This is a genomic window from Emticicia sp. 17c, from assembly GCF_037153985.1.
Lineage (GTDB): Bacteria > Bacteroidota > Bacteroidia > Cytophagales > Spirosomataceae > Emticicia.
In genome coordinates this window covers 349,565-361,541 of record NZ_JBBAYI010000002.1, presented here as the reverse complement: position 1 = coordinate 361,541, position 11,977 = coordinate 349,565, and the positions used below count along the sequence as shown (strand labels likewise).

Annotated in this window: 13 protein-coding genes; 9 read left to right on the top strand and 4 right to left on the bottom strand. The window is 39.1% G+C overall.

The features are described from left to right. Window positions 1-2 precede the first annotated feature (2 nt). The gene (locus WAA15_RS06085; protein WP_337041733.1) at window positions 3-575 is read right to left on the bottom strand and encodes a hypothetical protein; all 573 of its coding nucleotides are present in this window, start codon (window positions 573-575) and stop codon (window positions 3-5) included. Window positions 576-606: 31 nt separating this feature from the next. Further along, complete coding sequence (locus WAA15_RS06080) at window positions 607-1,248, bottom strand: hypothetical protein (protein ID WP_337041731.1); 642 nt, start codon at window positions 1,246-1,248, stop codon at window positions 607-609. A gap of 17 nt (window positions 1,249-1,265) precedes the next feature. Here WAA15_RS06080 and WAA15_RS06075 point away from each other — a divergent pair, with 17 nt between their 5' ends. From WAA15_RS06075 to WAA15_RS06055, 5 genes are all read left to right on the top strand, one after another. Next, complete coding sequence (locus WAA15_RS06075) at window positions 1,266-1,412, top strand: hypothetical protein (protein ID WP_337041729.1); 147 nt, start codon at window positions 1,266-1,268, stop codon at window positions 1,410-1,412. Window positions 1,413-1,441: 29 nt separating this feature from the next. Then, the gene (locus WAA15_RS06070; protein WP_337041728.1) at window positions 1,442-2,125 is read left to right on the top strand and encodes a helix-turn-helix transcriptional regulator; all 684 of its coding nucleotides are present in this window, start codon (window positions 1,442-1,444) and stop codon (window positions 2,123-2,125) included. Between the two features lie 152 nt (window positions 2,126-2,277). After that, the gene (locus WAA15_RS06065; protein ID WP_337041726.1) at window positions 2,278-2,772 is read left to right on the top strand and encodes a DinB family protein; all 495 of its coding nucleotides are present in this window, start codon (window positions 2,278-2,280) and stop codon (window positions 2,770-2,772) included. 44 nt (window positions 2,773-2,816) lie between these two features. Next, entirely contained in the window at window positions 2,817-3,440 is a 624-nt protein-coding gene (locus tag WAA15_RS06060) for a GyrI-like domain-containing protein (RefSeq protein WP_337041724.1), read from the top strand. A 21-nt stretch (window positions 3,441-3,461) separates the two neighbouring features. Continuing rightward, window positions 3,462-3,884 (top strand): SRPBCC domain-containing protein, encoded by a 423-nt coding sequence (locus WAA15_RS06055; protein WP_337041723.1) that lies wholly within the window; start codon window positions 3,462-3,464, stop codon window positions 3,882-3,884. Between the two features lie 50 nt (window positions 3,885-3,934). Here WAA15_RS06055 and WAA15_RS06050 read toward each other — a convergent pair whose 3' ends face one another. Continuing rightward, the gene (locus WAA15_RS06050) at window positions 3,935-4,324 is read right to left on the bottom strand and encodes a hypothetical protein (protein WP_337041721.1); all 390 of its coding nucleotides are present in this window, start codon (window positions 4,322-4,324) and stop codon (window positions 3,935-3,937) included. Between the two features lie 73 nt (window positions 4,325-4,397). Between WAA15_RS06050 and WAA15_RS06045 the strand changes: the two genes are divergently transcribed. Further along, window positions 4,398-5,369, top strand: coding sequence for an AraC family transcriptional regulator (locus tag WAA15_RS06045; RefSeq protein WP_337041719.1), 972 nt, complete (start codon window positions 4,398-4,400; stop codon window positions 5,367-5,369). 10 nt (window positions 5,370-5,379) lie between these two features. Here the strand turns inward: WAA15_RS06045 and WAA15_RS06040 are convergent, their stop codons facing one another. After that, a complete protein-coding gene (locus WAA15_RS06040; protein ID WP_337041718.1) occupies window positions 5,380-5,838 on the bottom strand; it encodes a DUF1440 domain-containing protein in 459 nt (152 codons plus the stop codon). A 108-nt stretch (window positions 5,839-5,946) separates the two neighbouring features. On the opposite strand from WAA15_RS06040, the gene WAA15_RS06035 reads away from it, so the two are divergent. From WAA15_RS06035 to WAA15_RS06025, 3 genes are all read left to right on the top strand, one after another. Continuing rightward, a complete protein-coding gene (locus tag WAA15_RS06035; RefSeq protein ID WP_337041716.1) occupies window positions 5,947-7,227 on the top strand; it encodes a hypothetical protein in 1,281 nt (426 codons plus the stop codon). A gap of 359 nt (window positions 7,228-7,586) precedes the next feature. Further along, a complete protein-coding gene (locus WAA15_RS06030) occupies window positions 7,587-7,982 on the top strand; it encodes a response regulator (RefSeq protein ID WP_337041715.1) in 396 nt (131 codons plus the stop codon). A gap of 143 nt (window positions 7,983-8,125) precedes the next feature. Further along, window positions 8,126-11,920, top strand: coding sequence for a PAS domain S-box protein (locus tag WAA15_RS06025; protein WP_337041713.1), 3,795 nt, complete (start codon window positions 8,126-8,128; stop codon window positions 11,918-11,920). Window positions 11,921-11,977 lie beyond the last annotated feature (57 nt).

Sequence of the window (11,977 nt, the reverse complement as noted above, 5' to 3'; positions counted from 1 at the left end):
GATTAACAGATTTTATTTTCTACCAGCCAGTTCAGGAACAAGATTTCAAACACTAGTGTGAACGGAATAACAGAAATATTTTTAATAAATAACAACACAGGCCATTTGGAGGCCGATACCTTTAGTACCTGATGCACCTTCAGCCATTGAAGCACTGAGGTATATTCGAACAAAAAGTTTAACCCAACATTAATAAGTACCGCAATAATGGCAAACACAATAAAGTTGACAAGAATGGCTACCCCATTGTTTGAAAAATTATACCTGCTATTGTGCCAGATAACCTTCCATTGTTGTTTGCTCATGCGAAAAACACCCACCACTTGTTTTATACCTGTTTGTATAGAGCCTTTGCCAATAACTAGCAACACAGTTAGTAAACGAGCCAGATTAACACCCACTTCCAGTAAAAAATTAACTCTCCACGAAATTTCGCCTTGCCCGCCTGTCTGAAAGAAACGCCCCGTACCGGCTGCTACTCCTAGGCCCAACAGCGCAACATAGTACTTGCCTATAAAAACGTTGGTATATTCAATTAGCTTGGTATACCCTAAAAATGCCTCGCCGCTTTTCATGGTGGTTAACGTTTATGGTCAAGCGTAAGGCTTAATTTGCTTGTGACAATAACCAGTTGGCGGCTCTTTCGCCCCAGTTTGGCGCAATGCTTGAGGCAGGCTTAAACTTGGCAAATTTCTTTAAGGCTTCTTCAAATAAAGGGGCCGATTTTTTCTTGCCTCCGCCGTAGGCCTCAGGTGTAAAGAAAACCCCCTGTGCTTCAAGTAATTTGGCTCTTGGGTTTTCAGGATTTAACTTATAAGCATTTTGCAAACCTGTGCTTACAGCAGTGCCGTATGTTTGCCAGCGGTCTTGCGGAGCAACGGCCATACGTGCGCTAGCCAGATACGCCTTCATAACCTCAAGTTCGTCGTTATTAGGTTGTAGTTTTACCGCAGCGGCCAGAAACTTATCGGCTTTATCAAGTAAAATATCTTTTTTGTCGGCATCGGGTTCGTTATGACTTAAGTTAGCCAAGCCATAAGCTGCCCAGTAATTAGGAAGCCATTCTTTAGGTTCGGCTGCTGCAATGCGTTCTAACTGGCTTACACCCTGTTTGGTGTTTTCGATGTTTTCAAATTCGCTTATCAGGCCAATGGCGTTTTCCATTGCTGAAACATACTCAGCTTTTTGAGCAAAAGTTCTGACGAAAATTAAAGATAAAAAGCTGATAGTTAAAATAAATGTTCTCATTTTTAATAGAAGTTTAAATGATTATGTATGAGGTTCTGATGTTAAATGATGGGTCAAAATTAGAGGCTAAGGGCTTAAGGCAACAGGAGTTTCTGACAAAGACCGGATTTGACGGAGTAAAACAGGATTTTGCAGGAGTAAATACTTTGCCCGAAAAGTATTAATTTTGAGAAACAATCCTCTTATCTGTCAAATGAACCGCATCGACCGCCTGATGGCTATTGTTACACACTTGCAAACCAGAAAGTATGTAAGTGCCGAGAATATTTCCGAGAAATTTGAAATCAGTGTCCGTACGGTTTACCGAGACATTAAAGCCCTGTCAGAACTAGGCATTCCGGTTAGTTTTGAACCACAAAAAGGCTACTTTATTATGCAGGGTTACTTTTTGCCTCCTGTGGCATTCAGTATTGAAGAGGCCAATGCTTTGTTGCTCATGGAAAGTGTAAGCATGGGGTTTGCTGATAAGTCTATCAGGAAACATTATTCTGCGGCATTAAACAAAGTAAAAGCGGTGTTGCGTACCAACCAGAAAGAGAAAATTGAGCAACTTTCCGACAACATAAAACTTCAGGTGCCGGCACGCCTGAACAACGATTTTGAGTATTTAAGTACCATTCAGAACGCCATTACTGCAAAGCATATACTGGAAATAGAATATGCAAATTATAAAGAAGAAGTAAGCCAGCGGCAGATTGAGCCTATCGGGCTGGTTTTTTATGCTTTTAGCTGGCACATGATAGCGTGGTGTCATTTACGCAACGAATACCGCGATTTCAAAGTGGCACGCATTCGTGCTATTCGTCAGACCGACATCCCCTTCCGTAAAAAAGACCATATCCCACTTAGTGACTATCAACTTCCGGTAGAATTCTGAGCTACGATGTGCGTTTTTCCAGCATATTTGAGGGCTTAAAAAATTTGAAAAAAATTATTTTAAAAAAAAGTAAAAATTCTCAAAACCGACTGCCATAGGGTTGTCAGTGGGGTGTATTTTCTTTGCATTATCAACTAAAACGCAACAGAAATATGTCTCTTATCCAACAATTTTCAAATCAATTTGAACAAGAAGCCCTTACCACCCGCAAAATGTTGTCGCGAGTTCCGAACGACAAGTATGACTGGAAACCACACCAAAAAAGCATGACCATTAAACAATTAGCTACACACATTGGAGAACTACCCGGATGGATAAAAATGACGCTCACCACCGACGGGCTGGATTTTGCCCAGAATCCATACAAACCTGAAGACATTAACAATACTACCGAATTAATGGAGTATTTTGAAAAGAACATTGAGGAAGGAAGAGCATATCTGCAAGAATCGTATGAGGCCGACCTTGAAAACGACTGGACTTTGCGCAACGGAGAAACTGTGTATAGTGTTGGCCCTAAAAAAGATATGCTACGGGTCACAATCAGCCAGATTATCCATCATCGGGCGCAGCTAGGGGTTTATTTACGCTTATTGAACATTCCGATTCCGGGTAGTTATGGCCCTAGTGCCGACGAAAGCTTTTAAAATTATTTTCAGAGAGGGAGGTATAGCTTCCCTCTGCCTATACAATGGAAAAGCTAGACCTAACAAAGCACTACAAAGCCTATTACACGGCTAGCACAAGCCCCACGGTAGTGCATATACCAGCCGCTCAGTATTTGTCGATACAAGGCAAAGGCGACCCGTCATCAGCCCAATACGCAGCGGTTCTGGAGGCGTTATATACAACAGCCTACGCACTTAAGTTTATGTATAAAGCACAACAGCAAGATTTCGTAGTTGCAAAACTTGAAGGCTTGTGGTGGTTTGATGAAACACACTTTGCAAACATAAGTATGGCTAATGCTCCGCAGCAGATACCCCGCAGCGAATGGCATTACAGAATGCTGATTCGTTTGCCTGATTTTGTAACCCCAACGGTCGTAAAAAATACCGTTGAGAAAATAGTTTCAACAAAACAGATAGCACTGGTAAAAGCCATAGAATTATACCAGATGGAAGAAGGCAAATGTGTACAGATACTACACGTAGGCCCTTTTGAAAATGAGCCCGAAAGTTTAAAACAGATTCAGCATTTTGTAGAAATCAATAAGCTGGAAAAAAATGGCCTGCATCATGAAATCTATTTATCTGATTTCAGAAAAACGGCTCCCGAAAAATTAAGAACCATATTGAGAGAACCAGTAAAATAACGCTATTAATATTCAACAATCATGAACAATTTATTGAAAAAAACTATTGCTTTAAACGCATCAAAAACCGAAGTATGGGATGCCCTTGTGAATCCTGAAAAAATCAAGAAATATCTTTTTGGAACCGAAACCACCACCAACTGGCAGGTAGGTAGCCCTATTGTATTTTCGGGTATGTGGGACGACAAACCCTATCAGGATAAAGGTACCGTACTGGCTTTTGAGCCTGAGAAATCGCTCACTTATAATTATTGGAGTAACCTGAGCGGAACGCCCGATGTGCCTGAAAACTATGCGAATATTAGTTATTCGGTAGAAGAACATGGAGAAAAAACTTTACTGACTATTTCGCAGGATGGGTTTAAAGACCAAGCAACGTTGGAACGTTCGGAGGGGGATTGGGCCGCTGTATTGGAAGAATTAAGAAAGGTAGTAGAGCAGTAAATTACAGAGGGGCCAGTAAGCCCCTCTATTCTTTTATAAGTTGTTTACAACTATTCGGTTTTTAAGGAAAACGTTTCTTTTAAGCCTTTTATCTGTAAAAAAGCCATTAAACCCACCCATGCCGCTACCGCTGTAATAAGAGCGTAGCCAATAAATGTCAGGCTGAATAATTGGGGTATAACAATAATCAGGCTATCGACAACCCAGACGATGTCCAGAAAAATAATTAACCTGACAAGGTTTCTGGATAAGGGGTTTTGGCGTGAGGCATAATAAACCAGTAACGAGAAACCCACTAGAAAAACACCAATAAGCATAAAAGGCAGGCTGGCAGCTACACCAAACATTTTTGCGGTAAAAGCCGGAAACTCTATCAATAAAAGCCCTGTTGCGCCTGAACTAAGGGCATTAATAAGTAATACATTTTTTAAGTTTGTCATGATTTATCAATTGTTTAATGATAAAACAAAGGTAGATTTGCTTGATGATTAGGAATTGATAATTCACGACAAAATGAAGATACTGGCTTTACATCTTCAGCATGTGCTGGAATACGCCCAGATGAGGGGCATTGCCCGACAAGAGCTGGTAGGAATGATGGAAACACCCCCACAGGATTTTTCGGGGCCTACCGAAACGGTAACAATTACAGATTTTTACATTGTTATTGACGAAATTGACAGGCAACTGCAAGAAGAACGCCTCGGCATTCGGTTAGGGAATTTTCTTAATCTCGGTGCGTTGGGGCTTATCTACCAGATTTCGTTGCAGGCTACAACTATTGAGGAAGCCCTACACTATTTACAGATATACATCAATGCTACTTTTCCGGCTGTTGACCTGCGCACATCAGTAACCGAACTGTCGGCAGAAATAGTATTGACCATCACAAACGAACAGTTAAGTGCTAACCGCATTATTCTGGAAAACTTACTGACGGTTATTGGCAGAGAAATAAGCCTGATGAGTGCCCGTGAATTAAGTATTATCAAAACGTCTCCTTTTTGTTCCGAAAACTACCCCGATGACTGGCGCAATACCGAGAATTATAGCGTCAGTTTTACACCTACTATTTTAAAAGCAACTTTGCAAGACCGCAGCCGTCAGCAATTAGATGTACTTATACCCGAATACCTGAAACTCATAGAAAGTTTAAAGGCCGACATGACATTTGCCAATAGGGTAAAAATAGCATCGTTACATCTGGCAAAGCCAGAATTACCTAATCTTGAAACCGTAGCCGATGTGTTTCATCTTACTCCGCGCACTTTTCAACGCCGCTTGGTTAACGAAAATATTACTTTCAGGCAAATTATTGACGACCTCCGCAAACAGATTTCCGATTTACTAATCAGGCACAACCGTTTTTCGGTGAGCGACATTGCCTATGTATTGGGCTACTCTGAGCCGGCTGCTTTTATCCATTCATTTAAAAAGTGGTTTGGCGAGGCTCCCGAACGTCTTCGGCAAAGGACTTTTACCTGACTCGTAGGGGTTAATCGGTATAATATTTATGGGCATTAAAGGCAATGGGTAGGCCTATCATTAACATTAGTACTACCATGCCTACAATAGCTTGAGTTATATTAAACGGCGCACGTGTAACATTCGATAAAGGAACAATAATCAGGTTCATAATTACCCACACAAATGCTCCGTAAAGTACTCCTGAAAGTACTTTATTAAAAGCCAGAAACCCGAGCTTGGGGTAAATCCAGAAATAGAAAAATGTAAATGAGTAGGCAATCAGGTAATGAAACAGTAAACCCGATAAAATCATACCTATGCCTCCGGCAAAGGCTTTTTCTTTACCAAATACTCCGCTGGCTATATAATGGAATATCTTATAAGGAATTTTCTGGTTCATGATGGCCGAACTCACAATGGCTCCTATAAGGTCTAAAGTTCCGGCAAGGAAGCCGGTAAGCAAAATAACTTTGTAATACGTTTTCATAGTGTTTGGTTTATTTGTAATCAAGTATAAGCGTATGACAAAAAAACTGCTTTTTCATTGTATTTTTACGAGCAAAATCCGGTCAGTTCGAGTCAAAAGCCGTTCAAAATGAATTTGATAGATGATAAAGACTTAGTAAAACGCTGTTTGGCTGAAATAAAACAGCAAATGGGATATACAGCAAGCGCCCGCCTCTCGCAGCGAGACATTGAGCATCTGTCTGAACAAATAGAAGCAAAAACAAAAATACTGATAAGTCTTTCTACCCTTAAAAGAATTCTTAACGGGCAGTTCGACCGCCTCCCACAAACGTCAACACTAAATGCTCTTACCTGTTTTGCAGGTTATACAGGCTGGCATGATTTCAAAGCAAAAAAAATATCAGAGCAAACGATTGAAAATCAACCAGAAAATAAAAAGCCGGAAAGCAAGAATAAAAACCACACTCGGTTCTGGATAGGCGCGGGCATATTTTTATTACTAGTGTTGATGACCTTATTATTGCAACCTTCTCTTTTGAGAGGAAATAATACAACCAGCGAAGTGAAATTTTCTGCACGGCAAACAAGCACAGCGCGCATTCCGAACAGCGTAGTTTTTACTTATGATGTAAGTAAAACAGATGCTGATAGCTTTTACTTTCAACAATCATGGAACGAGAAAACCAGAATCAGTATTCAAAAAAATAATCATACACTGACAGACATTTACTATGAGCCGGGTTATCATAGAGCTAAGCTGTTGGCTAATGGCAAGGTGTTGAAGGAGGTAGGTGTAAATATTACTACTAAAGAATGGGTTTCGTATACAAAGAGAGCTTTCACAGAAATAAAACCACGGTATTTTTGCAAAGGAAAAATAATTCATGACGGAGTTTTGGGCCTGACCGACGAGGCTTTCGATGAAAACCATATCGATTTCCAGCAAGATCAGTTGTATTTCTCAACGTTTTTTCCTGAAATACTGAAAGCAGAAGGAGATAACTTCATGTATAAAGTACGTTTTCGTCTCAGAAAAATAAAAGCTACGCTCTGCCCATGGATTATGACCGAGGTATTCTGCCAAAATTCGTTTATCTATTTTACTAATACAATTTCGGGGTGTATCAGTGAAATAAACGCCAAAATAAGTGATAATTATCTGAGCGGAAAAACCACCGATTTATCAGCTTTTGGTTGTGACCTCACACAATGGCAAGAGTTAGAGATACGGGTCATCAATAAAAATGTAGGGGTATATCTGGCCCATAAAAAGATATTCGAGAAACCCTATCAGCAGGCACTAGGGCCAATTGCAGGCATAGGTTTTGCCTCGAACGGACTCTTTGAAATCGATGAAGTAGTTTTAAAAAATCATCAGAATAAAGTTATTTATCAGGCATCCTTTTGAAATCTTGGCACGTTTTTAAATGAGGAAAATTTACGGTCATTAACCAATTCATTACCACATAATCATTTTTTTTGTCTTTAAAAAAAACGCTGAATAAGCAGAAAAACGTGGTTTTATAGTGCTTTTACGAAACAATTAGGTGTTTAATTAACAATTAATGGTAGATTGGCATTGATTTTGTTTTTATCTATACTGTGCATCCGCATCTTACTTGTCCCAAAAAGTCTTCAATAATTTTTTTACCTTTTTATTATTTACTAACTGATTTCTCAAAAGGAATTTAGATATTTTTTATTGAGGGAATACAATACTATCTGTTGTTCATTAACTGGAAAGTATTAACACAAAACGTATCGGGAATGATTAAGAAATTACTCTGTGTTGACGATGACAAAACAACTTTAACGTTGATTAAACTGATAGTTAATAAAGTTTCTTTCGCAGAAGAAATAATTACTAAACAGAACGGGAAAGAAGCTTTGGAGTATTACCATGAATTGTCAGAAAGTGCCGTAACCGACGATTATCCTGATTTAGTTTTTTTAGATTTGAATATGCCTATTATGAATGGTTGGGATTTTCTTGATGAGTTTGTTGCACAATTTTATAAAAAATTTGCTGGGACTAAAATAATTATTCTTTCTTCATCGACCGACCCGGAAGAGAAAGAACGAGCTAAAAAATATCCTTTTATTATAGATTATGTCTCAAAACCCCTAACAGTGAGTGCCTTAAAAAATCTATTAATAGTCTAAGGATAACAACACAATACTATAATCCTGAATTTACCTGTTTTTACTATTTTGGTGTTTTTGCGTCAACAACAATCAGTAGTGAATTCGGTATAGTTTCTACGATTAAACAGGTTATATCTATCAATAATGTTTAGAGTAAAAAAATGGGTAGCAGCAATTCATTTGTAGAAAATCCGTTTTCTACTTCCCTATACCAGAAGCCTTCTAAAAATCAGGAGGAACTGATTGGAATGCTCCAGAGCAAAGAGCTTTTCTTGGATTACACCGAAGAACCACTTTTAATCGTAGATACTGACCTTCGGGTTATAGCCTTCAGTAAAAAATATCAGGAAAAACATAACTTCTACTTTGGAGAAAAAATAACCAAAGGTAATAGTGTGCTACTCTATACGCCAGTTTCAAAGGTTGATGAAATGCAGGCTATCTACCAAAAAGTATTGCAGGGCGAAACCCTCGAGCACGAGAGCCGTCTGCTCTCAGAGGCTGGGCTGTTCATCATATACTGTAATAAATATAAACCAGTATATGGGAAGAAAAAACAGGTAATAGGCATATTTATTTCGGTAGGTAGCATAACCGAAGTGAATAATACTTGCAAAGAAACAGCACAGGATGACATAAAGTATCGGCCTATTTTAGAAAACTCCCTCAACGCCTTTTTCCTTGATTCGCCCGATGGAACCATCATTGATGCCAATCAGGCAGCCGTTGATATGTTTGGTTATACATTGGAAGAGTTAAAAACAATAGATAAAAAACAAATCATTGATTTTACTGACGAGACCTTTACCAAATTGCTCGCGCAAAGAACAAAATTCGGGCAAATTAAAGGCGAATTAACAGGGATAAGAAAAAACGGAGAGAGTTTCCCGTGTGAGTTTTCATCGGTTCTTTATCGAGACACCAATAATGACCTCAAAGCCTGTACGTTCATGTGTGATATTTCGGCAAGAAAAAATGCTGAAAAAGCAGTTGAACTAAGCGAAAAACGATTCAGAACACTGATTGAAAATGCAAGCGATATAATTATTTTGTCGGACGAGAATGGAACCGTCAATTATATCAGTCCGGCCTTTGAGAGAGTAACAGGTTTTAGTCTGGAAGAAATACAGCAAGAGCCTAGCCTGCTGTTATCCAGATTACACCCCGATTATTTACAGGAAATAAAGCGGACTTTCAGAGAAGCACTTGAGATGCCGAATCAGCCCATTTATCGTATGGCTCGTTATCAGCATAAAAAAGGGCATTATGTCTGGATAGAAGGGGTTATAACCAATATGCTGCAAGAAGAAAACGTAAGGGCTGTTGTTTCTAATTACCGCGATATTACCCAACGCAAAGCCGCTGAGGAAAAAGCACTGAAAAGCGAAAGTAAGTTTCAGGCATTGGTTGAAAACGCAGGCGATATTATTGTGTTAACCGATTCTAAGGGATATGTAGAGTATGTAAGTCCGGCCTTTGAAAAAATTACCGGATTCCATGCCTCTGAAGTAATAGGCAGGCGTAATATAGAGTTTATGCACCCTGAACAAGCACGTGACACGCAAGGCTTATATAATAAATTATTGCAGATACCCGGTTTTTCATTGCCCCGAACCAACAGGCTATTACATAAAAATGGTAACTATATATGGGTAGAAGGAAGCCTGACTAATTTGCTTCATGATGAAAATGTACAGGCTATTGTATCAAATTATCATGACATTACAGAGCGCATTAAATGTGCCAAAATTATTAAGGAGTCTGAGAACTATCTCCAGACCATTTTTGAAAATACTTCCGAAGCCTTTTTGCTTATCGATAAACACGGCATAGTAAAGGCATTTAACCGTAAGGCCAAAAAATATGCTTTCTTTAATAAGGATAAAGAAATGGAACCGGGCGAACATGTAATGAAGTTCATTTCAGACGAGCGAAAAGAATATGTTGAAATGTTGTTTGCCAGAGCTTATAGTGGCGAGGTAATTCAGTATGACCGCTATTATGTGCTAGAAAATGGAAAAGAATGGTGGATAGATTTCCTGATAACACCTGTCATTACAGACGGGCAAATAAATGGTATTTGTATAACAGGGCGAGACATTACCGCCAGAAAACAGGCAGAAGAAGAGTTAAAAAAACGAGAATTACGTTTCAGGTCAATCATTGAAAACAGCCACGATTTGCTGTTTCTTTTTGATGCCGACGGTAAAATAGAATTTTTAAGCCCTGCTATCGAAAAAACATTCGGATACGTTAATAAAGAAGACGAAATATTGCACATCTTGGATAGCATTCATCCTGAAGACTTGGAGGCTGCTATCGAACGCCTGCGCCTTGCGTTTCATCAGCCTGAAACCCCCGTGGCTATCACACTCCGAAAAAAGAAAAAAGATGGCTCTTATATATGGCTTGAAGGCACCCTTACCAATATGCTTCATGTGCCAGAAATAAAGGTAATTATTGCTAATTTCAGAGATATTACTGAGCGAAAAAGATTTGAAGACCAACAAGCATTGTTTGTTTCGATTGTAAACTCATCGGAAGATGCCATTGTAAGTAAAAGTATTGATGAAGTCATTCTTAGCTGGAACCGTGGAGCCGAAAAACTGTTTGGCTATACAGCCGAAGAGGTAATAGGTAAAAGTAGTAATATTATTATTCCGCCCGAAAGCCAGCAGGATGAAATAAGTATCACAGAAAAAATAAAGAAAGGCATTTTTGTAGAACAATACGAAACCCGCCGGATGAAAAAGACCGGAGAACTGGTTGATGTATCACTTACGGTTTCGCCAGTGAAAGATAGCAAGGGCAATATTACAGGGGCATCAGAGATTGCACATGACATTTCGGACCGTAAAAATGCTGAGGATAAAATTAAAAATAACGAAAAACGTTTCAGAAGCCTGTTACAGAATAGTACAGATGGCCTCAGCCTGCTAACAGCCGAAGGAATAATGCTGGAAATTAGCCCTACGGGTAAAAAAATTATTGGTTATGAGGAGGAAGAAATGATAGGTAAAGCCAGACACGATTTAATTCATCCTGACGATTTACCCCATGTAGCCGATGCTTTTTTAGCCGTACTAGACGACCCCGCCGACGTAAGAAACTTTGTATACAGAAGCCTCATGCGTGACGGCACCTATAAATGGCTAGAAGCAAGTTGCCAGAATCTGCTCAATGAGCCAGCCGTTGGGGCTGTTGTAGTGAATTACAGAGACATAACGGAAAGAAAAAATCAGGAGATTGAGCGTGAATTGCTCATTAAAACGCTCCACCAGAATAATAACGACTTACGAAATTTTTCTTATATTACTTCTCATAATCTGAAAGCACCGCTATCGAATCTTGTAGGCTTTATTAACCTGCTTGAAGGTGTCAGTATCACAGACCCCGTGTTGGCTTCTATTATTGAGGGTTTTAAAAATTCAACAATTTTACTGAATGAAACCGTTAACGACTTGGTTAAAATACTGATAATTAAAGAAAATAACTCTATCGAACAACGTCGCATAGCGTTCAGCAGGATATTTCATCAGGTTTGTAGCCAGCTAACAAACCTGATAAACGATATAAAACCCGAAATTAATGTTAATTTCAGTAAGGTGCCAGAAGTGGTTTTTAATGATACCTATCTGGAAAGCATCTTCCTGAATTTGCTTACCAATGCTATCAAATATCGTTCTTATGAGCGGCAACTGGTTATTGATATTAATACCGAAGAAACCACTGAGGCTATCGTACTGACCTTTACCGATAACGGTATAGGCTTGGATGTAGAGCGGCACAGAGCTAAAATTTTTGGCTTATACCAGCGTTTCCATAATCGCCCTAATAGTAAGGGTTTGGGTTTATACCTGATTAAGTCACAGATGGAGAGCCTCGAAGGCAGCATTGACATAGAAAGTCAGGTGGAAGTAGGAACAACTTTTATACTGAAATTTAAAAAATTCTGAGTTTTTACTTCGGCATCATTACCTAAACAGCAATCTGAGAGTTTATTTCTGCAAGCC